Origin of the sequence: Burkholderia aenigmatica, assembly GCF_902499175.1 — a bacterium.
GTDB lineage: Bacteria > Pseudomonadota > Gammaproteobacteria > Burkholderiales > Burkholderiaceae > Burkholderia > Burkholderia aenigmatica.
Map to the genome: position 1 here is coordinate 104,291 of NZ_CABVQC010000004.1, position 24,730 is coordinate 129,020.

Sequence of the window (24,730 nt, forward strand, 5' to 3'; positions counted from 1 at the left end):
GCGGCGAAGTGATGACTTTTCCGCTTGGTGAAACGAGACTCCGCAGCTTCTCGAGTTGGACAGGATTGGCATGGCGGACATGACATGACGGACTTTTGACGATGGCGACAATCTTGAACATCCTCAGCTACGTGAGCATCCTCGCGCTAGTCGCGCTGGGTCTCGCGATCATCTTCGGTTTGATGGACATCGTGAACCTCGCACACGCGGAATGGGTGACGATCGGTGCCTACACGTTGGCAGTGGCGCAATCTTTGGGCGGCCCACATGCGTTCTGGCTCGCGTTGTTTGTGGCGCCGGTGGTTGGTGCGGTGCTCGGGTGGTTCCTTGAGCGCCTCGTGATCCGACTGCTCTACGACCGTCCGCTCGACACATTGCTCGCGACGTACGCGATCAGCTTGATCGTCCAGAAAGCCCTCGAACTGATTTTCGGCACACATCCGATGTTGGTGTACGCGCCCATAGATGGGGCGATTCCCGTGCCGGGAGGCAGCTATCCGGCGTATCGGTTGTTCGTGATTAGCGTTGCAGCGGTGGTGACGACCGGTTGCTGGCTGCTATTCACCTATACGCGCTTCGGAACTCAGCTGCGTGCGGTGATCCAGCACCCAGCGATGGCAGAGGCAGTCGGTATCGACACGCGGCGGCTGAACCGGCTGGCGTTCTGTGGCGGTGCCGCACTCGCATCGCTGGCCGGCGTACTTGTCGCGCCGATGATATCAGTGGAGTCCCACCTTGGCGTCGCCTATCTGGCCAAGGCGTTTTTCGTGATCGTGTTGGGCGGTATCGGTTCGATCGCCGGCAGTCTGCTAGGCAGTGCCTTCGTCGGCACGGCTGAAACGCTGCTCAGCTATCGCGTGGATCCGTCACTCGCCTCGGCGATCGTGCTGGTCCTGTCCATCGTTCTGATCCGTTTTCGGCCACAAGGCCTGTTACCCGGTTTCAGCGCCGCCCATCAGCTCCACGGCAAAGGTTGAATCATGCTCCAACAACTTCTTGCGAGTACGCGCCGCTGGCTGTTTCAACCAGCGATCGGTATCGACGACATCTCTCCGATGGCAATCGGCGCAGCGATTGTTGCTGCCGCATTGATCTTGCCGTTTTGCCTAGGGAGCTATCTGCTTTCGACCGTGCGGGATGCGCTGATCATGGGACTGCTGGCGCTGAGCTACGACCTGTTGTGGGGCAGGGCTGGCGTGCTCACGCTCGGACACACGACCTTCTTCGGACTCGGCGCGTACGGTTTCGCAATCGCCACCGTGCAATATGGACAGACGTCCGTCGTCGGAGTGATCGTGGGACTGGTCTGTGCCGTGGTCGTCGCGGCCGTGTTGGGCTATTTCCTGTTGTTCGCCGGTGTGCGGTTGCACTTTTTCGCCATTATCAGCATGGCCGTGCTGATTGTCGTCCAGCAATTGGCGACAAGCTGGCAGTCGGTCACGGGCGGTGATACGGGCCTCCTCGGCATTCCGGGATTGTCCTTCTCACCGGTCGGGCAGACGCTCGATTTGAGCGGACCGCGCGGGTCCTGGTACACGGTCGTGACCGTGCTTGCCGTGCTGCTCGTCGCGACCTGGCTCGTATGCCGCAGCCGGTACGGCAAAGTTCTGACCGCGATCGCGACGAACGAATGGCGCGCAAAGGCGTGCGGCTATCACACGTCCGGGCACCTTTTGCTGGTGTTCGTTGCATCGGCCGGACTTGCCGCTATCGCAGGAACGTTGATGGCCGCCTGTTCGGGGGTGGTGGCGCCCGATGTGTTCTCGCCGGTGCTGGCCACCGAAGTCATTCTATGGGTGGCGATCGGCGGTAAAGGCACGCTCGGTGGTCCGGTGCTCGCCGCCGTCGGGTTGACGCTGCTTAAGCAAACGGTATCGAGCGCAACTACTGACGGATGGCCGCTGCTGCTCGGCGCATTGTTCCTCTGCTGCGTGCTGTTCCTGCCCAACGGCGTACGACTCGGTGGCTTGATCGCCGGGGCACGTCGGATCGATCGAATTCGACGGGGACGTAGCCCCTTACATCGTGCCGAACGCGTGGAAGGAGGCCGGTAATGGATACGCCGCTGATAAGAGGTGAAGGGTTGCAGCGCGCGTTCGGCGGCATTCATGCGGTCGACAACGTCGATGTGTCGATTGGCTCGCACGACCTGCTGTGCGTGATTGGCCCGAACGGCGCTGGCAAGAGCACTTTGGTCGGGCTGTTGTCCGGAGCGATCGCGCCGGGGGCCGGGGAGTTGTATCTCGCCGGTGTGCGCATGACGGGGCGGCCGATGCACCGATTCTGCCGACGCGGCGTGGTCCGCAAGTTCCAAGGCACGAACACATTTCTTTCAATGAGCGTGCGCGAGAACCTCGTCGTCGCGGGCCTCGGTGTTGCGTCGTACCGGGACACGCCGATGCCGAACCCGGACGCCATTCTGGACGAGATAGGACTGTCGGACCAGGCCAACTTATGTGCGATGACCCTGCCGCATGGTGAACGCCAATGGCTGGAGATCGGTATGGCGATGATGTGCCAACCCGCGTTGCTCTTGCTCGATGAACCGGCCGCCGGCCTGTCGGCCGCCGATGCGCAACGGCTCGTACGCTTGATTCACCGTCTGCGCGAGCGCTGCGCGGTACTCGCGATCGAGCACGACCTGATCTTTGTCGAGGCGCTGCAGTGCGAGACCTGGGTCATGCATCGAGGCCAGATTGTTCGGCGAGGCTCCTATGCGGACATCGCGCGCGATGAAGAAATCCGGCGCATTTATCTCGGTCAGGGAGCGGGTCATGCTACACATTGAGAATCTGTCTGCCGGATATGGCGACGTCGCGGTGCTGCATCAACTCGACCTCGACGTCGTGCCAAACGAAGTTGTTGGCGTGCTCGGCTGTAATGGCGCGGGCAAGACGACCCTGGTCAAAGCGATCATGGGCTTGCTGCCACGCGTGACGGGCGACGTGCGGTTTCAGGGGCAATCCATCAACGGCTTGCGCACCCATGCGATTGCCCGACGCGGCATCGGATTGGTTCCTCAGGGGCGCTGGATCTTTCCCAAGCTGACCGTGCGCGAGAACCTCATGATGGGCACGCAGGCTGCGGGTGGTGGGGAGATTCTCGACGAGGTGTTCGAATATTTCCCTATTCTCAAGTCCAGACTCTCGCAGCACGGAGGCACGCTGTCCGGCGGTGAGCAACAGGTGCTCGCCATTGCCCGCGCGCTGTGCGGTAGGCCGAAACTGCTGGTGCTGGACGAACCGTCCGACGGTGTGCAGCCGAATCTGGTCGAGCTGATCGGCGAGGTTATCCCAACGTTGTGCCGCCGATCGCAGCTCGCCGTGCTCCTGGTCGAGCAGAACCTCGATCTCGTGCTGCGCAGCGCACAGCGCTGCATCGTGCTCAAGAACGGGCGACTTGCCCATGCCGGCCGCATCGAGCCGCGAAGCGGTGCCGCGGGGGCTCATCCGTTGGCGCAATACCTGTCGCCGGCCGCCGAGTCTGACACGTCTTCAATCTCTTCACCACATTCGACGCATTCCAACCTGAACTTCACCCAATGAAGAACATGATGAACCGCCGTGCCTTTACCAGAACCGCCTTATTCAGTGCTGTCGGCGCACTCACCGCGTCCGCTATGCCATCGTTGGTACGGGCCACCACGCCGCTCAAGATTGGCTTGCTTGCACCGCTGAGCGGTCCGCTCACCCGCGTGGGTGAGACCAACCGCAACTGCGCGCAGTTGGCCGTCGACGAAATCAACGCCGCGGGTGGATTGCTGGGACGCCCGTTGCAACTGAGCGTCGAGGATACCCAGATGTCCACCGCTGTGACGCTGCAGAAGGCCCGACAACTGTTGATGCGCGATGAGGTCGCGGTCCTGACAGGCATGGTGCTACCGTCCGAGCGCGAAGCAGCGTTGCAGGCCGCCAAGTCCGCTGGGCGGCTCGTGATCTACCCGAACTTCGACGAGGGGCGCTGCGATCCGAATCTGTTCACTACGGGGCTGACTGTCAACCAACGCATCGATCCACTGATCGATTGGCTGATGCGCAAGGGTGGTCGCACGGTGTGCGCGGTGGTCTCCGACATCGGCAGCAACCGCAAGGTGCTGGTGCCCAGACTGCAGGCAGCGGTGAAGCGTTACGGCGGGCAGTTTCTCAACGTGTATTGGTTGCCGTTCGGCACGCGCGATTATGGTGCGGTGCTGCAGCAGATCGCCAGCCAGCGCCCACAGATCGTCTGGCACAGCATCGGCGACGACCCGGTCACCTTCGTCAAACAGTACCGCTCGTTCGGCATGAAACCGCAACTGGTGACTGACATTGCGCACGAGTCGCTGTCGATTGCAACCACCGGCGCGTCGACCGGGATCATCGGCGTGTCCTCGTATTTCATGAGCGTCGACAACCCAGAGAACCGAGACTTTCTCGCGCGCTACACGGCGCGTGAAGCTGGGCCACACGACCCTCGGTTAGGGCAGTTGGCCGTGGTGCTACCGCACGGTGAGTGCACGTATGCCGGACTTCGCCTATTTGCCGCGGCAGTCAAGGCGGCCGGCAGCGTCGACGTGGCACGCGTGAAAGCCGCGTTGCCTAGCGTGTCGTTGAATCTGCCGCGTGGCAAGGCGGGTGTGAGCCAGGACGGGGATCATGTGTTATGCCAAACCCGCATCGGTCGGGCACTGGCGGACAACAGTTTCGCGGTGTTGGATTCGGCCGGACCGATTCCACCGCAGTGCGAGGGATAGGCACGAGGGAATCGAGCGCGTTCTAATTTATCTCAATTATTAAGGATTGCATATGGATGACGTACTGAGAATGAACGCCGAGCAGCTAATGGCCGGCTACCGGCGTCGCACGTTCTCGCCCGTCGAAGTTATCTGCGCGGTGCTGGACCGGGTTGCGCACTTCGATCCCTTTGTCAACGGGGTGTGCAGCCTCGACGAGGACAGCGCGCTGGCCGCCGCGCGCGAGTCGGAGCGACGCTGGATGCGGGGGGAGCCGTGTGGATTGCTGGATGGCGTGCCGGTCTCGGTCAAGGACCTCATTGCCGTGCGCGGACTGCCTACCCGATACGGATCGCTCACGTCACCCAGTGCGCCGGAGGCCGATGACGCACCCGCGGTCGCGCGACTGCGACAAGCCGGCGCGCTGCTGTTCGGCAAGACCACGACCTCGGAGTTTGGAAACAAGATCGTCACGGACAGCCCGCTCACCGGCATTACCCGTAACCCGTGGGACCGGCGTCTCACGTCCGGCGGGAGCAGCGGTGGATCAGCTGTAGCGGTTGCGCTCGGCATGGGACCGTTGTCGCTGGCCACCGACGGCGGCGGCTCAATCCGCGTCCCAGCCTGCTGGAGCGGGGTGGTCGGAATGAAACCGTCGTTCAACCTGGTGCCAGCCGGCGCGGCGGTGAGTTGGACGCACCTATCGACGCTTGGGCCGATCGCGCGCTGCGTAAGCGACGCGGCGCTGATGCTGACCGTGATGGCCCGCCAGAGCGATGCGCGAAGACTGGTTTCTGCTTGTCCCGATCTGCGCATCGGTCTGGATGATGGCATCGCCGGATTGCGCATCGCCTACTGCCCGGCGCCTGCTGGCGTACAGGTTGAGCCTGACATCACCGTGAGCGTTTGTCAGGCGGTGGGCCTGTTCGAGGCACTCGGGGCACGGGTCGAGGAAACGGACGTGAAGCCGCTTGACGGCTATCTGGAGAGCCGCATACACGCCATTCAGTGGGCCGTGTTCTTTGCACAAAGGGTCCGGCAGCTTCATCCCGCTGCGCGGCCGCAGCTCGATCCGGATGTGTGTGCGCTGGCTGAGGCGGGCGATAGCGTCCTCACTTCGACCTTTGTCGATGCGCTTCAGGCGCGCCACGCGCTCACGGTCGCGATGGCTGCGTTCTTTGAAGACTACGACCTGCTGGTCACGCCGACATTCCACTGTGCCCCACCGCTCGCGGAGGGGCGGCGCGAGCAATCGCGTATGGCGCCGCCATTGACGTCATGGTGTAACCAGACTGGTTTGCCTGCGGCGAGCGTTCCGTGTGGTTTGCCAGGTGGATTGCCGACGGGCCTACAGATCATCGGGCCACCGGGCGGCGATGCGCTGGTGTTGCGTGTGGCACGTGCGTACGAATCCGCACGCGGTCCGTTTCCGGTTCCGACAGAAGCAATGCAGGGCCAGACGGAGGGCGCGGAGGTGCGGACATGAATCCTCCCATTACCAAAATCGTCGTCCAACTCCTCGAACGGCGCGCCGAACTGCACGTACCGATCGACCCGCCACATCGGCAGGTCGTGGTGGCGGCAGTGCTCCAATTCGACGACTGGCGCGCGGACTCGCCACGCGCGGCGCTCGAGCCGCTCTATGAACTCGGCGCTGAGCTGGGCACGTTGCTGACCGGACGGGCGCGATGGGCGCTGGATGTCGCGCCGTCGGCAATTCAGGCCTACGGCAAGGCCGCGCTCGTAGGCAGCGCGGTACCGCTCGAGTGTGCCGCGGCGCTTTTGCATCCCCGCATGGGCAAGGCCATGCGCGAGAGCTTGCCTGGTGCCACGTCGTTGATCCCGTCGGTGACCAAGCGCGGTGCGCCAGGCACATGCATGGACATTCCGTTGCACGGCAGTACCGACATGTGGAGCTTCGACCACTTCGACGCGGTATCGCTCACGCTCGCCGATGCGCCAGCGTCGAACGAGATCGTGGTGGCAATCGCGCTGGCCGACAGCGGTCGGCCGCTCGCGCGGGTACGTCCGGATTGAGCAAGGGCGAGGCCAAGACACCACGACACGTACAGACAATCACAAAGACGAAGGAGACATCATGCTGTTAAGGAAATTTCGGGGTAACGCAGGGAAATGGGCTGTGATGTTAGGCATCTCAACCTGTGCGGGGATCGCACATGCGCAATCATCGGTCTCGCTCTATGGGCTGGCCGACGCATTCGTTGGCGAAGTGCATCCTGCCGGTGCAGCCGGCAACGCGTGGCAAGTCGGTTCTGGCGGGATGACGACTTCGTATTGGGGGATGTCCGGTACGGAGGATCTGGGCGGCGCCATGAAGGCCGTCTTCACCCTCGAGAGCTTTTATCGTATCAACGGTGGCCAGGCCGGTTCGTTTCCTGGACAGTCATTTTTCGGGCGAAATGCCTTCGTTGGTCTGAGCGGCCATTTCGGGGAGTTGACGCTGGGGCGCAATACCGCGCCGCTGTTCGTGTCGACGCTGCTGTTCAATCCGTTCGGCAATTCGTTTGTCTTCTCGCCGATCGTCGTGCATAGTTTCCTTGGCTCGGCCATGGGTGCTGCGTCACTCCAGAGCGATACGGCGATCGACAATTCGCTCCTTTATCAGACACCCGAGGTGGCCGGTCTGTCGGGAAGTCTGCTTTACAGCAACGCCGGCGTCGCCGGCCATGCAGGGCAAGCCAACTATAGCGCGAACGTGTTGTACTTCGCGGGCCCGTTTTCCGCGACGGCCGCCGTGCAGAGCCTGCACACGGCATCGCTGTTTCTCAACGGCGCAACCGCGCAGACCGCCTGGATGGCCGGTGGCGCGTATCGGTTGCGTGCGGTTAAGCTGTTCGCACAGTACGAACGCGTGGACAATAACATTCACGTCACGGACGATACGGTACAGCTCGGGGCAAGTGTTCGGATAGGGTTAGGAAGCGTACTGATGTCGTGGGCGGGAACGCGGCGACGACCGTCGGTAGGCGATCATATCCGTTGGTCGACGGTCGCGTTGGGTTACGACTACCCGCTGTCGAAGCGAACAGATGTGTATGCAGCTTGGCGTTATGACACGATCACAGGTGTGTCGTCTGGCAATGGCGTGGGTGCCGGGATGCGAGTCAAATTCTGAGCCGCACGACCTCGTTAGGGTAGAACACGGCCGGATCGTGTGTCCGGCCTTCAGTGCAGCGCTTGCTTGGGTTCGAGACCAGGATATATTCGGCTGGATGTGAGGCGCGCGGTATCATGTCTCAACATCATCAAGAGTACTTCATGCCTCATGGTTTTGCAGAAAGTCCGACGCCCGGGTCGCAAGCCGCTTACGAAAGGTGACCTCTTGCCATTGCCGACCGCGAAGGTCCGTGAGCTGTCCCTCGAAAATCATATGGCGCTGGCCGCTGTGCGGGCCGGTCATGGGGGAGAAGAGCAAATCAGTTGTCTGTTACGAGTCGTCTACCTCGCGTTCTACATGCGCAGCGAGACCGACACAGGCGCGGATTCGAGTATGTACCGGCAAGCCGAAGCCGCTTTGGAAGCATGCATTGCACGCGCGGAGCAGGGCGCGGCTTGGCTGTTGCTCGATCGCGAGCAGTCCATGATCGAGCAGATCCTGGTCGTTCATGACGATCAGTTGGCGGCCGTGCCGATGCACCGGTACTGCGCAGCCTGGGAAAACCTCCAACGATTGATGACGGGACAGCTCGCGTCACCCATTGCAACGCTGAACGTGGCGTCGTGAAACCAACAAGTCTCCCGTAAAAGTACCCCGAGATCTTCCTCCCTGCCTATAGGCGAGTAGCGGCGTCGGCCGCTGCAGGAACGTTGCATCAATGCGCGATGGCTTCACACTCGCCTCGAGCGCGCGTGCCTCGACCATGTCATATGTGAGTTCCGCGGAGATGCCGCTCTGAACCGACGGGATGTCCCGTCGATAAGACGGGTTTGGCCCTTCGTCGTGTTCGCTGCTTGAATGCCTTTCAGTTCCGGCCACGTTCGTGCCGGGTATGGAGGGCGAATCATGTCTTGGAATGATGACGGAACGCGGACAATCTTGCGCCGACGACAGGTCGAGCAGTGCACCGGTCTATCGAGGTCGACGATCTACAAGCGCATGCAAGACGGAACGTTTCCTCGTGCCATTGCGCTTGGCGGGCGAATGGTAGGGTGGCGGGCGGCCGATATCGAACAGTTCTTGGCAGATCCTGCGCGATATCGCGCGTCGCAGGCGCGCGAACCTGAAGAGCAGGACGGCAGCGGTGAAAAACGATAAGCCGCCGCCGTCGCTCGATGAGCGTCTTCGCAACTGGGGGCAGTCGAATCGTGGTGCCCATGATCCCGTTGATGCCGAATATGTGACCCGAGCATGGCGAACACTGCCGCCACGAGATCGGGACCTTCTGCGCATGATCTATCTCTGGCATGCGAGTCGGGAAGTCGTGTGTCGACGGCTGAAGATTGCCCGCCATCCACGTCAGCATTTCGATCTGGAACTCCATGCGGCACGGTCCGCGCTTGCCCGCGCCCTTGCAGAAGGCGAGACCGAACAGTGACATTCGCGTGATGAATGTTCGGCGACTTCCATAGCACGGGAGCTCGTGCGACATGAGTCGCACTCGACTCGTGCAGGTCCGCGGTGGACACGATCGAGTTCACCTCGAACACGAAATAAATATAGGAACAGCGAGGAGCTTCACGGCACGATAGGGACATCGTCTCATCTCGTCGACGCATGTCGGCCCTTGAATCGACGTGGCAGCTGACCTACAGTGAAGCCAACAATCTGATCCGGTCAACGTGCACAGCACGACCGAGTACGCGTTAGCGGCCCCGCAGCATTGACGTCTGTGTGATGGCGTAGTGTGCCGTAGCGTTCGTGAGAAAGCCTGCAATCGCAGGCTTTTCTGCTTTATGACGTGCTCTCAAGAATGCACGTTGAACTCGTCGCGACCCTTCCTCGTGCCGAGACTCTCTCACTTCCATGAAAAGACGTCGCTGCTCGGAGCCCCATCCGAGGAATGACAACCATGAAATCGCTTCTGGTGGCTTCGGCCCATGGTGGTACAGGCAGAACGACCGTGGTGTGTCAGTTCGCCCATTATCTTCGTCTCGTACGTGGATATCGGGTGTTGGTGCTTGATCTGGCCGAGCCGGCATGTAGTGCCATTTCGCTTACACGCGGTGCACGTGCACGCTCGATGAAGTGCGCAAAACACGATATTCGGTGCGACCGGCAACCTGATATGGCTGGACCCTGCATTTGCGTGCTTGCTGCGCACGCCATTGCCGGCATTGCGTATCGAGCTGATCCGGCTGGCGTACGTTGCTACGCCAACTTGCGACACCTGTTGACACACGTCGCTCCGTTGTTCGACGTCTGTTTGATCGATAGCCCGCCGTGGCCTGACTCGCGTGCCATTTGTGCGGCTGCGCTTGCCGACGCGCTGGTCAGTCCCGTTCTGTTGTCGCCGGACACGCTCGAGCAGGTGGTCGAATTCATCAATGGCAGCAATGGCGTGCGTAGCGTTCGAGCCCGGCTCAATCCATCGTTGTGCTTTATCGGCATCGTGCCCAACTGCGTCGAGATGACTCCGCCGCAGCGGGCCCGAATCAAGCCGTTCGAAGCGTGCATGGCCACCTGGCTGGTTCCGCATGATCAGAGCCCAAGCGGCTATCTGTTGCTCCCCCGGATTGACGCCATTTCGCAGGCGCAGGCGAATGGGACCTCGGTCATGGATCTCATTCCAGCCGGTCTGGCGGCCAATCGCGAATGGCAGGCCATGAGCGCGTGTTTCGACGTGCTCGCTCGACGACTCGATTCTGCAAATGACGTGGCATTGCCTTCTGAAATGGCCGAGGCATACCATGCGTAATTCCGCGTTGATTCCGGATGTGCGACAAAACGTGTGGCGTGGCGTGGTGTCGCTTGTGGTCGTGCTTGGAACGTCGATGGCGTGGCCCGATGTTGCACGAGCGGACGATTGGGGTTGTCAGGTGATGTTGTGTCTGTCTAACCCCGATGGCCCGGAGCAGTACGCCGAATGCGTACCGCCAATCGAGAGACTATGGGCCGCGCTGCGAGATGGCGATCCTTTCCCAACCTGTGATCTTGCTACGGTTGGCACGCTGAACGGAGCGGCACGCAACAATACACATTCCGCCCATTATCCCGCGACGTCGGCAGTGCATCTCCTGCAGCAGGTCGTTCGCCCGGGAGAGGGAGATCGATAATGCCACTCGATTTCTTGTCGCTCGTGCACGACTGCGCGCCGCAGATCGCCCCGGCCACGATGGCGGCGATCGTGCGCACCGAATCAGGATTCAATCCCTACGCGATCGGCGTCGTTCACGGGCGGCTGCGTCGACAGCCATCGAATTTGGCCGAAGCGGTCGCGACGGTACGCGCGCTGGAGGTGGGCGGCTGGAATTTCAGTGTCGGGCTCGCGCAGGTGAATCGCGCGAACTGGCTGGCCTATGGTCTGACCGCCGAGAACGCATTCGAGCCATGTCGCAACCTAGCTGCTGGTGCTGCGATTCTCCATCGCTGCTTTACCGCGGCGGTGACGAGCGGAAAGTTCTACGCAGCGACCGATTATCAGGCTGATGTACAGGCCGCACTACGCGCGAGCCTGTCCTGCTATGCGAGCGGCAATTTCACGACCGGCTACCAGACGGGCTACGTCCAGCGTGTCGTGGAGAGCGCAGCGGTGCAAGCTTCCTCGAATTCGTCTGTTCCGGCGATTGCGCCCATTCCGATCGTACCGATTGGTTCTGCAGTGCCGATTCGAGCTCCTCGCTATGAACCTGCGGTTCACCGGCTATTGCGGCGGGATCGTGATGGGATGAACGCCGCTTCGCCCGTGACAGAGGAGCGTCACAAACCGGACAGTAGCGCAGTGGTGTTCTAACTCGACATTGACGAATCAGATAGAGATATATCGGAAAGGAGTTAATTGTGTACTTAGGAATGCGATATAAATCATTGGTATTCGTCGAACGGACGATGCAATTTCTGTCTGACCGAAAGACGGCGCTGGCGATCATTCTTGCCACTTCGTCCCTGATGTTCACGGCTCCGGCCTGCGCGCAACTCTCACAGGTCAATGCGCTGCTCAACACGATCCAGACGACGTTGTTGAGCGTCGGGGGCGTGATTTGTTCGATTTCCATCATCTGGGCGGGCTTTCGGATGATGTTCCAGCACGCCCGGTTCGGTGATATCGCGAACGTGTTTATCGGCGGCCTGTTCGTCGGTTGCGCGACCGTCATCGCCGGCATGCTGATTCCTTCGAGCTGATCCGGGGGGCCGAACCATGGATTCTCTTAAGGATCCCGTCTTCAAAGGTTGCACACGTCCCGCGATGCTTTGGGGGGTGCCGCTGGTGCCATTCCTGATGGTCGGCGGCGGCATGCTGATCCCCGCGATCTGGGCACTGCTGGCCAGCCCTGCGCTGGGTGTCGCGATCCTCCTTTTGATGATTCCGGTGTTCGCCGCGATGCGGGTGATGACGCGTCATGACGACCAACGGCTTGCGCAGCACGCGCGACGCGTTCGCATGGCGTTGCGTCAGGGCAATCGCCGCTTCTGGGATGCACATGCCTATGTGCCGGTGCGCCTGAAGAGGAGGGCATGACATGCCGCGCAAATCGCACGTCGGATCCGTCGCGAGCCGGGAAGTGCCGCTTGCCGGCTATATCCCGTACTCGACGCATGTGACCGACCACGTCATCAAGACGCGGGAAGGCGACTACCTGCAAATCTGGAAGATCGCCGGCATTGCGTTCGAGGCAGCCGATCCCGCTGACATCCTTGCGCGCCATGAAGGGTTCAACCAATTTGTGCGTGGACTGGCGGGCGGCCATGTGGCGCTGTGGTCGCATCGTCTGCGCCGACGGGTGTCGGACCGATTCTCGACGCAGTACGACAATCGTTTCTGCGAGGAACTGGCGACGCGCTACTACGCGAGTTTTGCCGGCTACCGGATGATGGCCAACGAGTTGTTTCTGACGGTGGTCTACCGGCCAAACCGCACCCGCCTCGGACGTGTCTTCAGCCGTGCGGCCCGCCGCACGCGCGACGATATCCGGCGCGATCAACTCGACGCACTGAAGATGATGTCGGAGCTCGCGGCTCAGGTCGAATCGAGCCTGAAACCCTATGAACCGGTCGCGCTCGGTGTCTATCGCCGGCCGAGTCCCATCGTGGCCACTTCGCGCCGCTATTCGTCAGCGCTGGAACTGCTCGGCTATCTGGTCAACGGAGTCTGGGAACCTGAGCCCGTGCCAGCCGGCGCGATTCGCGAGGCGCTGCCGATTTCGCGGCTCTTTGTTGGCGCCGAGAAAATCGAGATTCGCATGCCGACGGCAACGCGGTTCGCGGCGATGCTGGACCTCAAGGATTATCCGGAAGACACCGAGCCGGGCATGCTCAATGGCATGCTGTACGGCGACTTCGAATATATCGAGACGCAGAGCTTCACGATTCTGGATAAACCCACGGCGAAGGAGGCATTGGAGCGGCAGCGCAATCAGCTTATCGCCGGTGAGGACGTTGCCCTGTCTCAGGTCGACGCGATCGACCGCGCGCTCGATGATCTGATCAACGGAAATTTTGTTCTTGGCGAGTATCACTACTCGCTGGCGGTGCTCGGCGACTCGCTGAATGAAGTGTCTCGAAGCATCGCGAAGGCACGAACGCAACTGGCCGATGCCGGGTTCCAGACGGCATTGATCGATCTCGTGGCTGATGCAGCCTGGTTTGCGCAACTACCGGCAAACTGGCGCCACCGACCGCGCGAAGCGAAGCTCACGTCGCGCAATTTTTGCGGTCTGGCAAGCCTGCACAACTTCGCGACCGGCAAGCGCGAAGGCAATCCGTGGGGCGAGGCAATCACGATCGTCAAGACACCCAGCGGCCAGCCGCTCTATCTGAACTTCCACGCGACACCGGATAAGCAGGATTCACTCGACGAGAAGGCACTCGCCAACACGCAGATCATCGGCCGGGCGGGAGCGGGCAAGACGGTGCTCGAGCTGTTCATGCTCGCGATGGCGACCAAGTATGACCTTACGGTGGTGCTGTTCGACAAGGATCGCGGCACGGAGATTGCGATTCGTGCGATGGGCGGCACCTATACCGTGTTCCGCCGCGGCGAGCCCACCGGGCTGAACCCATTCCAGATGGCGCCGGATGAGCCGGTGATCGATTTCTGGGAGCGTCTCGTGCGCAAGCTCGTCGACGTCGGCGAGACATTGTCTGCAAAGGACGAACTCGACATCTCACGTGCCGTGCGAGAGGTCGCGCGTATGGACAAGCCACTGCGCCGTCTGTCGATGGTGCGGCAGCTTCTACCGAACGTGGGCGAAAACAGCCTGCATGCGCGGTTGGCCAAATGGTGCGCGGGCGGACGTCTGGGGTGGGTACTCGATAATCCGGCGGATCGTATCGATCTGGCGCACGCGAAACTGTTTGGTTTCGACGACACCGAGCTGCTGGACGATCCCGAGGTGTCGACGCCGGTGACGATGTACCTGCTGCATCGGACCGAAAATTTAATCGACGGTCGACGCTTCATCTATGTGATGACCGAGTTCTGGAAGCGGCTCGGGGACCCAGTCTTCACGGATTTTGCGAAGAACAAGCAGAAGACAATCCGCAAGCAGAACGGACTGGGGATTTTTGATACCCAGTCGCCGGCCGACGTATTGCGAAGCGAAATCGCCAGCGCGCTGATCGAGCAGAGCGCGACGTTTTTCTTCCTGCCGAATCCACGTGCCGACTACGACGATTACGTGCATGGCTTCAAACTGACCGAAGCCGAATTCAATATCGTGCGCAACCTGGGCGAGAGCAGCCGTTTGTTCCTGGTCAAGCAGGGTCATCGCTCCGCGATCGGTCGACTCGATCTCGCGGGGCTTGGCGATGTGCTCGATGTCCTGTCCGGCACGACCGATAACGTCGAATTGCTCGATGCGATCCGTGCCGAAGTCGGAGATATGCCCAAAGATTGGTTGCCCGTTTTTCATGAGCGACTAGCGAAGCGCCGGGCGGCCCAGGCAAGCTCGCGCTTGTCTCCGACGCCCGGGCCGGGAGGTGCGCGATGAGCGGCCTCTTTACTGCAGTGGGGGGCACCCTCGAAAACGGCATGTTGACCTACGTGACGACCGTATCGTCGGCGCTTTCCGGCGCACTCGTGCCGGTCGTGACCACGGGCGTCACGATCTGGGTGCTGGCCTATGGTCTCGCGGTGGTGCGTGGCGAAGCCCACGAGGCGATGCCAGCCTTTGCCTGGCGAGGGCTGAAAGTGTCGATCACGCTGGCGTTTGCGCTGAGCGCCGGGATCTACCAGCAGCAGGTCGTCACAGCCGTCAACGGCGCGACGGCCGGGCTGGCCCAGACCATTCAGAACGCGGCGAACACGACAGGCGGGGGCAACCCGGGATGCGGGTCGGCCAACGGCAGCACCGTGACGGGACAGGGCGCGGCGACCAGCATTTACCGGACGCTCGATTGCTACGACCAACAGGTCGACCTCGTGATGGACGCCTACTTCAACAAGGCGACGCATGAGGGAATCAGTCCGAGCGGTCTGGCCGCCGCGATTGGGGATTTCCTCTGCGGTCTCATTGCTGCGCTCGGCGGGTCCATCTTTTTGATCGTGCTGGCCTTCGAGGTCGTGATGGCGAGGATGCTGCTCGATCTCGTGCTCGGACTGGGCCCGATCTTCATCGCGTGCGCCGCGTTTGCGCCCACTGCGCGATTTTTCGAAGCGTGGACCGCGAAGGTTGCCAATTACGCGTTGCTACAGGTTCTGGTTGCTGCCTTCCTTGGCATGGCGCTCACGGCATTCTCAGCCGATCTCACTTCGTTCCACGCGACGGGCGGCTCACCCGGCGCCGATTCGTCAACCCTGATGCAAGCCGTTTCCGCCTCCCTAGACGATGCCGCAGCTGCTGCTGCCGCGATTGGGCTCTTTGCGACCGGGGTGTTCCTCGCGATGGTCGGTTGGCAGTTGCCTTCGGTTGCAGCGGGCTTGTCTGGCGGCGCCACTCTGTCGGGTTTCGGCGCGTTTGTGGCCGGCATGGCATCGCGAAGCCTCGTCACGGCGATCGGGCGGGCGTTCAGCCGTACCGGACGAGGCCCGCCCTCCGGTGGCGAAATTCGCGACCGGACGGGTTCGGGTGGGAGATCTGGGTCGAGCGGCGGCGGGACCCCAGCTTACCAGCGCGCTGCGCGCGCGAATTTGGGCCAGCAGGACAGCTGACCAGGAGGTAACGATCATGAACGGGCGAAGCAAATGGATCACTGTCGCATTTGCGTGTGCGGGGCAGTGCGCTGGCGCTCACGCGCAAGGGATCCCGGTTTACGACGCGCAGAGCGTTGTGCAGGCCGTTGCCACCGTGGGCCAACTCAAGCAGCAAGTGCAGCAAGAAATGCAGATCTACCAGTCGACGATCGGCACACGCGGTTTCGGCGCGCTTCTGAGCAATCCAGTCGTCGCCAACTCGTTGCCGTCGAACTGGCAGAGCGTCTATACCGCGATCCAGAACGGCGGCTACGCGGGCCTGACGGGCAGTGCGCAGGCATTGCGCTCGGCCAACCGGATCTACGACTGCGAGGACCAGACCGGGGTGGATCAGCAGGTGTGTCGGCGCACGCTCAACAAGCCCTACCAGGACAAGGCGTTCGGCCTGCAGGCATACCAGACCGAGCTGCAGGAGCTGGATCAGATCCAGAGTCTCGCGCAACAGATCAACGCGACGCAGGACCCAAAGGGCGTCGCGGAGTTGCAAGCGCGTATTCAGACCGAATCTACAGCGGTCGGCAACGAGATGACCAAACTGCAGCTCTTTCGCATGCTGGCCGAGACGGAGGACAAGCTCGTAGCCGAGCAGCAAAGTGAACTGGTGCTGAGCCGAGCGGGTAAGACCAACCGGCTCCAGGACCAGATGGTGCCCGCGTCATTCGGAAACTGAGGCGACACCATGACCATACTGAGTTCGTTGACGTTCGCCGGGTGCCTCGCCTGGAGTCTTGCCGCCTGCAGCAGCGGGCCACCCAAGCCCGTATTGCCGGACGGCCTGCACCGCGTGCCGGTCAATCGTGTCCCACCCGTGCCTGACGTGCCAACGCCCGTGCCGGCTGCTCCGGACCAGCCCGCGGTGCCGGATGCGGGAGATTACTCATGAGCTTGCACGGTTATGGCCGCGTACTCGACATCGAGGCGTCGCTGACGCACCTGCAGGAGTGCTCCGAGCGGCGTGCATGGCACATCGCTTATGCGGCAGTGGGCATTGCCGTGCTGAGCACGGTAGCACTCGCCGTGATGGTGCCGTTCTATCGCGTAGTGCCTCTGCCCATCGAGGTCGATCGCCTGACGGGCGAATCCCAGGTGATCGACGTGCTCGACGCCCGCCACGTGCATACGAAGGAGATCCAGGACAAGCACTGGGTCGAGACTTATGTGCGCGCACGCGAGCGCTATGACTGGGGACTGCTGCAGATGGACTACGACAGCGTGCTCACGATGAGCGATGACGTCGTTGCTCGCGATTACCGTGGCATCTACAGCGGTCCCGATGCACTGGATCGGCAGTTGGGGGCTGGTGTCGAGCGGCGCATCCGGATTCTCTCGGTCACGCTGCCGCCCGACGAACCCGGTCGTGCAGTCGTGCACGTCGAACGGACGTCGTTCAAGAATGGCGAGGCCCATGCCGAGCCAACCCAGCGTTTCGTGATCACGCTGGCTTATACCTACTGGCCGCCCGTGTTCACGCGTGAGAGCGTGGCAATCGCCAACCCGTTCGGCTTCAAGGTCACAGCCTATAGCCGGGATGCGGAATATACGCCGTCGGCGTCGGCAGTAGGAGGCACACCATGAGAGTGCGTCCGTTCGGCATCGCGCTGGCGAGTCTGCTACTCGTGGGGGGCGCGAGGGCGGTTGATCTGCCCGGTTGGAACGGCGACTCGCGCGTTCGCCAGGTGATCTATCGAGCCGATGAGGTGGTGCGCGTGGAGGCTCAACGCGGCTTTGCGACGCACATCGCGCTGGGTTCCCACGAGCACATTCAGGTGGTCGCACCTGGAGATCGAGACGGCTGGCAGGTGGTGGCGAACAAGGGCGATCACGATGTGTACTTGAAACCGCAGCTTGCCGCCCACGATTCGAATCTCGAAATTCGCACCGACCGGCACAGCTACAGCTTTGATCTCGTTGTGCTTCCGCTGAAGTCGAAGTTCGGCAATGACCGCGTGATGTATCGCGTGACTTTCGTCTATCTGGACGAGTTGGCGAAGCGGGCGTCGAGGGAATCGGACGTCGAGTTGGTTGCGAAGCGCCTGACGCAGCCCGCGGCCGTGCGTAACGCACGGTATTCGATGCAGGTGATGCCGAGCTCCGACGACATCGCACCGACCGCGGCATGGGACGACGGACGTTTTACGTATCTGCGTATTCCGAACAACCGACGCATGCCGGCGATTTTCCGGGTGGCCGATGACGGTACGGAAAGCGTGGTCGACAAGCACATCGACGGTGACACGATCGTCATACATGAGGTGGCGAAGCGATTCGTGTTGCGGCTCGCACGAGAGGTCGTTGGAATCTGGAATGACGCTTACGACATCGACGGCGTGCCGGCTCATGACGGCACGACGGTCAACGGGGTGAAGCGCATTCTGCGGAGCCATCGCGATGAATGACGATACCCCGCGCAACGTGATTGAGCCCGACGATGACTCTGAGCGTCAGTCTGAAGGTGGCCAGAACGCGGACGCATCAAATGCTTCCGCTGATCGCGGTATGCCAGCGTTGGGGCAATACCGAGGTGCACGTCCGCGCGCCTGGTGGCTGACGCCCGTGGTGATCGTGCTGATCGTCGGTGTGGGCGCCGTCTGGACCGTGCACGGTTTTCTCGCGCGGCACGATGCCGAATCGAAGGCGCGGCGCGATTCGATGGCCGGTACGTCGTCCCAGGGGCGCATGTTCAACGATCTGCCCGCGTCGTCGGTCGGTAACACAGCCTCGGCCACGGTACCGGCAAGCGCGGTTGCCGTGCGCCTCGCATCGACTTCGGGTGTGGTCACGCCTGCTCGCGTCGCACACGCTGCGACACCTCGCAGCTACTACGATGCGCCGCTGCTTGCAACGGGCGGTGGGCAGGAACTCGCGGGTGTGGCGCTAGGCGTGCCGGGGTCGGGTGGTGTGTCTTTCCCGCTTACCGGCGGTGTAAACGGCGGTGCAGGCGCGTCAGCCCAAGGTTCGGGGCAGATGGGGAGCGGGCTCGCCCAGGCGCTGATGCCGACCGTGACACCGCGTGTTCAGGCCGGAACGCTCGGTAATCGGAGCCTGGTGCTTGCGCAGGGCGCCAAGATCGACTGCGCGGGCGATACGGCGTTTGATTCGACCGAGGCCGGCTTGTCGACCTGCACGGTGACCAAGAACGTGTATTCCGACGACGGCCACGTCGTGCTGATTGAGCGGGGTTCGCAGATCAACAGCCAGTATCGTTCGAACATGTCTCCGGGACAGAAGCGGGTATTCGTGCTGTCGGCCCGTATCAAGACGCCAAACGGTGTCACGGTCGAGATCGATTCGCCGGCGGCCGACGCACTCGGCCGCATGGGCATCGACGGCTACGTGGACAACCACTGGAGTCAGCGCATTGGTGCGGCGATGCTGCTTGGCGTTACGCAGGACGCGATCGGCTATCTGTCGACGCGCGGTGGCAACGCCAACGGATCGGTGGTGTTCCAGAGCACGCAACAGCAGGGCAACGACATGGCCACGCGCGTGCTCGACAGCACGATCGGTATCCCACCGACGCTCACCCAGAACCAGGGCGCGGAGTTCACGATCGTGATTGCGCGCGATCTGGATTTCGGATCGGTGTATGCACTGCAGCCGGAGGGCACGCGATGATGATTCACTCGCATCTGCTAGATGCATCGCGCGACGCGGTGCTGGCTCGGCTGCCCGACGACGCATCCGTACGCGAACTGATGCGACCGTTCGCGCCACTGCTCGATGATCCCGATGTGACTGAACTGGTGATCAATCGGCCGCAACGTGTTTTGACCGAAAACTCGGTCGGTTGGCACGGCCACGACTACGCCGACCTCGATTTCGACCGGCTGATGTCATTCGCGGTGTCGGTAGCGACCCTGACCAACCAGGAAGTATCGTCGCAGCATCCGATTCTGTCCGCGCTGTTGCCGGACGACGCGCGTATCCAGATCGTGGTTCCGCCGGTCGTGCCGGCGCGGACGGTGTCGGTCACGATTCGCCGTCCGTCCCCGGACGAAAAGACGCTCTGTGCATGTCGCGACGAGGGATTGTTCGACGCTACGGTATGGCGGAGGCCGGACGGGCTCGATTCTGTTTTGGCAGACTTGTCTGCCGAAGACCGCAATCTCGTCCAGTGCCTGGAAGAGCATGACTGGGTTCCCTTTTTCGAGCACGCTGTCACGGGAAAACGCAACATCGCGGTGGTCGGCAATACAGGGTCCGGCAAGACCAGTTTCATGAAGACCCTATGCCGCTCGATTCCTGCGACCGAGCGGATCGTGACGATCGAGGACGTACGGGAGCTATTCATCCGGCACGTCGAGAACTGCGTGCATCTTCTATATAGCAAGGGCGGGCATGGTCACGCGCAGGTGACGCCCGCGGACCTCATTGCAAGTGCGATGCGCATGCGCCCGGATCGCGTGCTGTTGGCCGAACTGCGTGGCGCCGAAGCCTACGACTTCCTGAAGCTTCTGACGACAGGACATGCAGGGTCGATCACGAGCTATCACGCGCCCAATGTGACCGTCGCGATCGAGCGATTCGCGCTGATGGCAAAGGAACATCCGGAGGCCGCCGCCTGGGACGATGCCGCACTCAAGAGATTGTTGTTCCTGACAGTCGATGTCGTCGCGCACATGGAATCACACCCAGTGTTCGACGTAGAGGGTAAGCAGACCGGCAGGCGCTGGGGCATGACCGAAGTCTGGTTCGATCCGGTGCGCAAGGCGCGCACCGCGTTTGTATAGGGGCGGCCATGGGTCATCCGTCGTCGCCTTTGCGCCAGCATATTCGGACAGCTGTAGTGACGTTGGTCGCGCTAGCTTGCTTAATGGCTGGGCTGGCGGCGTCGCTCGGGCTCGCGTCATTCCTCCTCTATGCCAGCCTGCGCATTAATCCGCTGCACGCGGGACTGTGGGGTTGGCTCGATGCGGCGCTGATGTGGCGCGACGGGGCGATGCCGAACGTCGGACGTAAGCTGGTTGGGGCGGCGCTGTTCGGTGTACTCGTGTGCATGGGGGGACCGGTATTAGGCGTTCATGCGCTATGGGTGAACTCGCATCGACGTCGTCTCTATGGCAGTGCGCGCTTTGCGAATGAATCGGAAATCCGGCAGGCGGGGCTGCTATGACGACGCACGCCCATCTCAATACGCCGCCTGCGATTGTCGTGGGGGTATGGCGCGGCCGTTACCTGCGATTTGCCGGTCAGCAATTCGTGCTACTTGCTGCCCCTGCTCGCTCTGGCAAGGGTGTCGCTGTGGTGATCCCGAATCTTCTCACCTTTCCACATTCGGTGGTGGTGCTTGACATCAAGCTGGAAAACTATGTGGTCACAGCCGGCTTCCGCCGCGCGAATGGGCAGGATGTTTATCTGTTCAATCCGTTTGCCGAAGATGGCCGGACACACCGCTACAACCCACTGTCTGCGATCTCCGATGGCTTGTTCCGGGTGGGCGACATTCTCGCGATCGGCTATGCACTATATCCACCAGGCGGCCACGACGATTTCTGGAAAGATCAGGCGCGAAATCTGTTCCTCGGTATCGTGCTTCTGCTGTGCGAATGGCGTGATGCGCACCGGGCTGGCAAGGATGCATCGACTCCTGATTTTCCCGTCACGATGGGCGAAGTGCTGCGGCAATCGTCGGGCAATGGCATGCCGGTCAAAACCTATTTGCAGCGAGCGCTGGTCCGGCATCGTGGCTTGCTCTCGCAACAATGCGTGGATGCACTGAATCGCTTCCTGTCCAATGACGACAAGGTGCTGGCGAGCGTGTTGGCGACCTTCAATGCGCCGCTGACGATCTGGGCCAACCCGATTGTCGACGCAGCAACGAGCGCGAGCGATTTTGATCCGCGTGATCTGCGGCGCCGACGTATTTCCATCTATATCGGTGTCACGCCCGACCATCTGTCGGAAGCGGCCTTGATCGTGAACCTGCTCTTTTCGCAGATTATCAACTTGAACACGAAACAGCTGCCCGAAGCCGATCCGACGCTTAAGTTCCAGTGCCTGCTTTTGCTCGATGAGATGACCGCAATCGGAAAGATCCACATTCTTCCGCGCGCGATTGCCTATATGCCGGGCTTCAATCTGCGCGTGCTGTCGATCGTGCAATCGATCGCGCAATTCGAATCCGTTTACGGGCGATCCGATGCCCGTACCATCATCACGAACCACGCGATGCAGATTCTCTATGCACCGCGCGAGCAGAAGGACGCGAACGATTACTCGGAAATGCTCGGGACGTTCACCGACCAGTCGCGCAGCGTGAGCCGCCCCAACGCTTTCTTTGGCGGCCGGGGTGGTTCAAGCGAAAGCGTATCCGAACAGCGCCGGCTGTTGCTGTTGCCGCAGGAGTTGAAGGAACTGGAGCGCGACAAGGAAATCATCCTGCTCGAAAACACCAAGCCGATTTTGGCCGACAAGATTTGCTATTGGCGCGATCCCGAGTTTGCGTCCCGCGTCATGCCGGCGCCGTCCGTGCCTGCCCTGGACATGGCTTATTTTTCCGCGGTGGTCGAGCGACGATTGCGCGACTTGCATCCCGATGAGGCCGACCCGGAGGGCGCGGGGCTCGTTCATCTTCCGCACGAGTACCTGGAAGTATTGCAGGCGTGGAATCCGCGTGATCTGCCGCCGAACCTCGCAGACATCAGCGAGGAGGAGGCTGTGGCCTACGTGGAGCGGCATTTCATGCTGCTGGGCATGCCAGTCAGTAAGGTTGAGCAGGCGAGACGTTGCCTGAGCGTGAATGATCTTGATGTGGCTGAGCTCGACTTTGTTGAACCTGCGCGCCAGGCAACCGTGAGCGGTCTGCCAGTTGCGGGAGCCCGGCAATGACGACACCCTACGGGCATGATGCGGACCGTGCGCGTGCAGCGCTTGCCGCGATTCCGGCCGACGACTACGAGACCTGGGTCGATATGGCGTTTGCGCTCAAGCAGGGCTTCGGGGACGAAGGCTTTGAAATCTGGGACGCGTGGAGCCGGACGGCAGCCAACTACAACGAGCGTGCGGCCCGGACAACATGGCGCTCCGCCAGTGCATCGGGTGGCAAGACGCTCGCTACGCTTTTCTGGCAGGCGCGTCAGTACGGTTTCGATCTGAAGCGGGCGAATTATCCAGATCGCATGACCGCCGTGCTGGCGGCGTCCCCCGAGGTGTTGGCTCAGCGCGCACGGGACGAGGCTCAACTGCAAGCACGTCACGCAACTGTTGCCCACGAGGCCGCTTCGATCTGGCAGTGGGCCAGACCAGTCGGCCCGCAGCATCCCTATCTTGTACGTAAGCACCTTGACCCTGCATACACGCTGCGCGAGCTCGATGCACTTGAACTGCATACACTGCTTGGCTACCTGCCGGTCAGCGAGGAAGTACCGCTGAATGGACGTGTTTTGATCGTGCCGGTCTGGAACGGATCGATCTCGACGCTTGAACTGATCGACGAACACGGGCGCAAATCGTCCCTAGCTGGCGGAGCGAAGCGGGGTGGCTACTGGACGACGGAGCCGAGATGGGTTCCGGCCAGCGCTCCGTCGCGCGTTCTGATCGCGGAAGGTATGGCGACAGCATTGGCGGCTTCAAGAGCCACAGGTTGGTTCGCGACGGCGGCGCTGTCCAGTGGGAACCTGGGGCTGGTGGCGAAGAGTTTGCGTGAACAGTATCCCGCCGCGGAACTGATCGTGTTAGGTGAACTGGGTAGTGGCGAGGCGCAGGCGCGGCGTGCGGCGGAAGACGCGAGGGCGCATCTAGTTTGGCCACGATTCGCCGCAGATGCGCGCATCCACGGCATGGTGCCGAACGACTTCAGCGACATGGTGGTGCTGAGCGGATTTGAAGCGGTCGGCGAATACCTGCGCGTCATGGTCCGTTCTGTTGTAAGGGCAGATGGTCAATCGGAAATCTGCACCGAATCCGGTTTCACCTTGGTTTATGTCAATGAGTATGAGGAGGGCGGGAAGATGAGCAACGTCAAGGAAAAGCTGCTGGCAGAAGATGACGGCACGTCGCGTCGCCGGTCCTCAAAGCGAGGTGCGCCGAAACAGGCGACGCCGGATGTGGCGGCAACGGATCGTGCATCCGGCTCGGGATCACCCTCGGTGGATGCTCTGCCTGACACGCTGCCCGTTGCGGCGCCATCGGCTGGCGATCCGCCTCGATTTGCGTCGACGCGTCCGTCAATCGGCGAACCGTTGTTTGGCGTGGGTGACGTTCCGAACGAGGTCAAGGCGCTTGCGGAACATCGGTTTGGCTCACCGCTCAGGCTGGGCACGCCGCGCGAAAACGGTGGCCCCTATCGGGGTGAGGTGTTCAACACGGAACACTATCTAATCCAGCAGGTCGCGACACGCAGTGTCGTGTTTCACCGCAAAGATCGAATGGCGTTTGTGTCCGACCGTCTGAAATGGATGGATGAAAACGCCCGGTTGAACGGATCCGAGCTGCAAGTGGGTTATGACGGCGACCAGGCGAAGGTCTATCCGTGGGACCGGGCGCGCGATCTGCTGGAACGTATGGTGGGTTCGCTGAAAAAGTCGGCACGCGAGTTGAACTACAGCCCCAATCTGGAGGCGATGCTTGATCAGTTGCAGGCGAGATCCTGGACGCGCATCCGCGAAGCGCGTGCGGCCGCCCTCGAGAAGTCGCGGGAACAGGAAGCGTCTCGCGAAGCCGGCTCAATGCCTGACCGATAGGGCATACCAGCATCGCGCCAACATTCAAC

25 protein-coding genes are annotated in these 24,730 nt (G+C 61.6%); all 25 read left to right on the forward strand.

Features of this window, described 5'->3' with window-relative positions:
* The first annotated feature begins 101 nt into the window (after nt 1-101).
* The 25 genes from urtB (at nt 102) to BDO18943_RS04610 (ending at nt 24,701) form a co-directional block, all read left to right on the forward strand.
* Nucleotides 102-977 (forward strand): urea ABC transporter permease subunit UrtB, encoded by an 876-nt coding sequence (urtB, locus tag BDO18943_RS04490; protein WP_175021409.1) that lies wholly within the window; start codon nt 102-104, stop codon nt 975-977.
* Between the two features lie 3 nt (nt 978-980).
* On the forward strand, nt 981-2,054 hold the full coding sequence (locus BDO18943_RS04495) for a branched-chain amino acid ABC transporter permease (RefSeq protein ID WP_175021410.1): 1,074 nt from the start codon (nt 981-983) through the stop codon (nt 2,052-2,054).
* A complete protein-coding gene (locus BDO18943_RS04500) occupies nt 2,054-2,788 on the forward strand; it encodes an ABC transporter ATP-binding protein (protein ID WP_175021411.1) in 735 nt (244 codons plus the stop codon). Before BDO18943_RS04495 ends, BDO18943_RS04500 begins: the two co-directional genes overlap by 1 nt.
* Nucleotides 2,775-3,545 carry an ABC transporter ATP-binding protein gene (locus BDO18943_RS04505; RefSeq protein ID WP_175021511.1) on the forward strand — a complete coding sequence of 257 codons (771 nt, stop codon included), beginning with the start codon at nt 2,775-2,777 and terminating at the stop codon, nt 3,543-3,545. Before BDO18943_RS04500 ends, BDO18943_RS04505 begins: the two co-directional genes overlap by 14 nt.
* An 8-nt stretch (nt 3,546-3,553) precedes the next feature.
* Complete coding sequence (locus BDO18943_RS04510) at nt 3,554-4,732, forward strand: ABC transporter substrate-binding protein (RefSeq protein WP_175021512.1); 1,179 nt, start codon at nt 3,554-3,556, stop codon at nt 4,730-4,732.
* A 52-nt stretch (nt 4,733-4,784) separates the two neighbouring features.
* Entirely contained in the window at nt 4,785-6,197 is a 1,413-nt protein-coding gene (locus BDO18943_RS04515; protein ID WP_175021412.1) for an amidase family protein, read from the forward strand.
* Complete coding sequence (locus BDO18943_RS04520; protein WP_175021413.1) at nt 6,194-6,748, forward strand: amino acid synthesis family protein; 555 nt, start codon at nt 6,194-6,196, stop codon at nt 6,746-6,748. The genes BDO18943_RS04515 and BDO18943_RS04520 overlap by 4 nt, the downstream gene beginning before the upstream one ends.
* 61 nt (nt 6,749-6,809) lie before the next feature.
* The gene (locus tag BDO18943_RS04525) at nt 6,810-7,847 is read left to right on the forward strand and encodes a porin (RefSeq protein WP_175021414.1); all 1,038 of its coding nucleotides are present in this window, start codon (nt 6,810-6,812) and stop codon (nt 7,845-7,847) included.
* Between the two features lie 150 nt (nt 7,848-7,997).
* Nucleotides 7,998-8,456 (forward strand): hypothetical protein, encoded by a 459-nt coding sequence (locus BDO18943_RS04530; protein WP_175021415.1) that lies wholly within the window; start codon nt 7,998-8,000, stop codon nt 8,454-8,456.
* A 279-nt stretch (nt 8,457-8,735) separates the two neighbouring features.
* Nucleotides 8,736-8,987, forward strand: coding sequence for a helix-turn-helix transcriptional regulator (locus BDO18943_RS04535; protein ID WP_124520927.1), 252 nt, complete (start codon nt 8,736-8,738; stop codon nt 8,985-8,987).
* Entirely contained in the window at nt 8,974-9,267 is a 294-nt protein-coding gene (locus BDO18943_RS04540; protein WP_175021416.1) for a hypothetical protein, read from the forward strand. The genes BDO18943_RS04535 and BDO18943_RS04540 overlap by 14 nt, the downstream gene beginning before the upstream one ends.
* A gap of 474 nt (nt 9,268-9,741) precedes the next feature.
* Nucleotides 9,742-10,587 carry a ParA family protein gene (locus BDO18943_RS04545; RefSeq protein ID WP_175021417.1) on the forward strand — a complete coding sequence of 282 codons (846 nt, stop codon included), beginning with the start codon at nt 9,742-9,744 and terminating at the stop codon, nt 10,585-10,587.
* Between the two features lie 357 nt (nt 10,588-10,944).
* A complete protein-coding gene (locus tag BDO18943_RS04550; RefSeq protein WP_175021418.1) occupies nt 10,945-11,622 on the forward strand; it encodes a lytic transglycosylase domain-containing protein in 678 nt (225 codons plus the stop codon).
* Nucleotides 11,623-11,717: 95 nt separating this feature from the next.
* Nucleotides 11,718-12,011: a TrbC/VirB2 family protein gene (locus BDO18943_RS04555; RefSeq protein WP_235995811.1), complete on the forward strand. Its 294-nt coding sequence runs from the start codon at nt 11,718-11,720 to the stop codon at nt 12,009-12,011.
* A 16-nt stretch (nt 12,012-12,027) separates the two neighbouring features.
* A complete protein-coding gene (locus tag BDO18943_RS04560) occupies nt 12,028-12,348 on the forward strand; it encodes a type IV secretion system protein VirB3 (RefSeq protein ID WP_175021419.1) in 321 nt (106 codons plus the stop codon).
* A gap of 1 nt (nt 12,349) precedes the next feature.
* Nucleotides 12,350-14,818 (forward strand): VirB4 family type IV secretion/conjugal transfer ATPase, encoded by a 2,469-nt coding sequence (locus BDO18943_RS04565; protein ID WP_175021420.1) that lies wholly within the window; start codon nt 12,350-12,352, stop codon nt 14,816-14,818.
* Nucleotides 14,815-15,978 (forward strand): type IV secretion system protein, encoded by a 1,164-nt coding sequence (locus BDO18943_RS04570; RefSeq protein WP_175021421.1) that lies wholly within the window; start codon nt 14,815-14,817, stop codon nt 15,976-15,978. The genes BDO18943_RS04565 and BDO18943_RS04570 overlap by 4 nt, the downstream gene beginning before the upstream one ends.
* Before the next feature lie 16 nt (nt 15,979-15,994).
* Nucleotides 15,995-16,690 (forward strand): P-type DNA transfer protein VirB5, encoded by a 696-nt coding sequence (gene virB5 / locus BDO18943_RS04575; protein ID WP_175021422.1) that lies wholly within the window; start codon nt 15,995-15,997, stop codon nt 16,688-16,690.
* A gap of 209 nt (nt 16,691-16,899) precedes the next feature.
* Complete coding sequence (locus BDO18943_RS04580) at nt 16,900-17,595, forward strand: virB8 family protein (protein ID WP_175021423.1); 696 nt, start codon at nt 16,900-16,902, stop codon at nt 17,593-17,595.
* Entirely contained in the window at nt 17,592-18,416 is an 825-nt protein-coding gene (locus BDO18943_RS04585; RefSeq protein ID WP_175021424.1) for a TrbG/VirB9 family P-type conjugative transfer protein, read from the forward strand. The genes BDO18943_RS04580 and BDO18943_RS04585 overlap by 4 nt, the downstream gene beginning before the upstream one ends.
* Entirely contained in the window at nt 18,409-19,635 is a 1,227-nt protein-coding gene (gene virB10 / locus BDO18943_RS04590; RefSeq protein ID WP_175021425.1) for a type IV secretion system protein VirB10, read from the forward strand. The genes BDO18943_RS04585 and virB10 overlap by 8 nt, the downstream gene beginning before the upstream one ends.
* Entirely contained in the window at nt 19,632-20,750 is a 1,119-nt protein-coding gene (gene virB11, locus BDO18943_RS04595; protein ID WP_175021426.1) for a P-type DNA transfer ATPase VirB11, read from the forward strand. The genes virB10 and virB11 overlap by 4 nt, the downstream gene beginning before the upstream one ends.
* Before the next feature lie 8 nt (nt 20,751-20,758).
* Nucleotides 20,759-21,133 carry a hypothetical protein gene (locus BDO18943_RS04600; RefSeq protein WP_175021427.1) on the forward strand — a complete coding sequence of 125 codons (375 nt, stop codon included), beginning with the start codon at nt 20,759-20,761 and terminating at the stop codon, nt 21,131-21,133.
* Nucleotides 21,130-22,848: a type IV secretory system conjugative DNA transfer family protein gene (locus BDO18943_RS04605; protein WP_175021428.1), complete on the forward strand. Its 1,719-nt coding sequence runs from the start codon at nt 21,130-21,132 to the stop codon at nt 22,846-22,848. Before BDO18943_RS04600 ends, BDO18943_RS04605 begins: the two co-directional genes overlap by 4 nt.
* A complete protein-coding gene (locus tag BDO18943_RS04610) occupies nt 22,845-24,701 on the forward strand; it encodes a PriCT-2 domain-containing protein (RefSeq protein ID WP_175021429.1) in 1,857 nt (618 codons plus the stop codon). The genes BDO18943_RS04605 and BDO18943_RS04610 overlap by 4 nt, the downstream gene beginning before the upstream one ends.
* The last annotated feature ends 29 nt before the right edge of the window (nt 24,702-24,730 follow it).

What these genes read in the sequence shown, in the direction of transcription:
- BDO18943_RS04500 (WP_175021411.1), top strand. Translation starts at nt 2,054, where the DNA reads ATGGATACGCCGCTGATAAGAGGTGAAGGGTTGCAGCGCGCGTTCGGC.
- BDO18943_RS04565 (WP_175021420.1), top strand. Translation starts at nt 12,350, where the DNA reads ATGCCGCGCAAATCGCACGTCGGATCCGTCGCGAGCCGGGAAGTGCCG.
- BDO18943_RS04505 (WP_175021511.1), top strand. Translation starts at nt 2,775, where the DNA reads ATGCTACACATTGAGAATCTGTCTGCCGGATATGGCGACGTCGCGGTG.
- BDO18943_RS04545 (WP_175021417.1), top strand. Translation starts at nt 9,742, where the DNA reads ATGAAATCGCTTCTGGTGGCTTCGGCCCATGGTGGTACAGGCAGAACG.
- BDO18943_RS04580 (WP_175021423.1), top strand. Translation starts at nt 16,900, where the DNA reads ATGAGCTTGCACGGTTATGGCCGCGTACTCGACATCGAGGCGTCGCTG.
- BDO18943_RS04610 (WP_175021429.1), top strand. Translation starts at nt 22,845, where the DNA reads ATGACGACACCCTACGGGCATGATGCGGACCGTGCGCGTGCAGCGCTT.
- BDO18943_RS04495 (WP_175021410.1), top strand. Translation starts at nt 981, where the DNA reads ATGCTCCAACAACTTCTTGCGAGTACGCGCCGCTGGCTGTTTCAACCA.
- BDO18943_RS04585 (WP_175021424.1), top strand. Translation starts at nt 17,592, where the DNA reads ATGAGAGTGCGTCCGTTCGGCATCGCGCTGGCGAGTCTGCTACTCGTG.
- BDO18943_RS04550 (WP_175021418.1), top strand. Translation starts at nt 10,945, where the DNA reads ATGCCACTCGATTTCTTGTCGCTCGTGCACGACTGCGCGCCGCAGATC.
- virB11 (WP_175021426.1), top strand. Translation starts at nt 19,632, where the DNA reads ATGATGATTCACTCGCATCTGCTAGATGCATCGCGCGACGCGGTGCTG.
- BDO18943_RS04525 (WP_175021414.1), top strand. Translation starts at nt 6,810, where the DNA reads ATGCTGTTAAGGAAATTTCGGGGTAACGCAGGGAAATGGGCTGTGATG.
- BDO18943_RS04605 (WP_175021428.1), top strand. Translation starts at nt 21,130, where the DNA reads ATGACGACGCACGCCCATCTCAATACGCCGCCTGCGATTGTCGTGGGG.
- BDO18943_RS04515 (WP_175021412.1), top strand. Translation starts at nt 4,785, where the DNA reads ATGGATGACGTACTGAGAATGAACGCCGAGCAGCTAATGGCCGGCTAC.
- BDO18943_RS04510 (WP_175021512.1), top strand. Translation starts at nt 3,554, where the DNA reads ATGAACCGCCGTGCCTTTACCAGAACCGCCTTATTCAGTGCTGTCGGC.
- BDO18943_RS04535 (WP_124520927.1), top strand. Translation starts at nt 8,736, where the DNA reads ATGTCTTGGAATGATGACGGAACGCGGACAATCTTGCGCCGACGACAG.
- virB10 (WP_175021425.1), top strand. Translation starts at nt 18,409, where the DNA reads ATGAATGACGATACCCCGCGCAACGTGATTGAGCCCGACGATGACTCT.
- BDO18943_RS04560 (WP_175021419.1), top strand. Translation starts at nt 12,028, where the DNA reads ATGGATTCTCTTAAGGATCCCGTCTTCAAAGGTTGCACACGTCCCGCG.
- BDO18943_RS04520 (WP_175021413.1), top strand. Translation starts at nt 6,194, where the DNA reads ATGAATCCTCCCATTACCAAAATCGTCGTCCAACTCCTCGAACGGCGC.
- BDO18943_RS04530 (WP_175021415.1), top strand. Translation starts at nt 7,998, where the DNA reads ATGGTTTTGCAGAAAGTCCGACGCCCGGGTCGCAAGCCGCTTACGAAA.
- BDO18943_RS04555 (WP_235995811.1), top strand. Translation starts at nt 11,718, where the DNA reads ATGCAATTTCTGTCTGACCGAAAGACGGCGCTGGCGATCATTCTTGCC.
- BDO18943_RS04600 (WP_175021427.1), top strand. Translation starts at nt 20,759, where the DNA reads ATGGGTCATCCGTCGTCGCCTTTGCGCCAGCATATTCGGACAGCTGTA.
- urtB (WP_175021409.1), top strand. Translation starts at nt 102, where the DNA reads ATGGCGACAATCTTGAACATCCTCAGCTACGTGAGCATCCTCGCGCTA.
- virB5 (WP_175021422.1), top strand. Translation starts at nt 15,995, where the DNA reads ATGAACGGGCGAAGCAAATGGATCACTGTCGCATTTGCGTGTGCGGGG.
- BDO18943_RS04570 (WP_175021421.1), top strand. Translation starts at nt 14,815, where the DNA reads ATGAGCGGCCTCTTTACTGCAGTGGGGGGCACCCTCGAAAACGGCATG.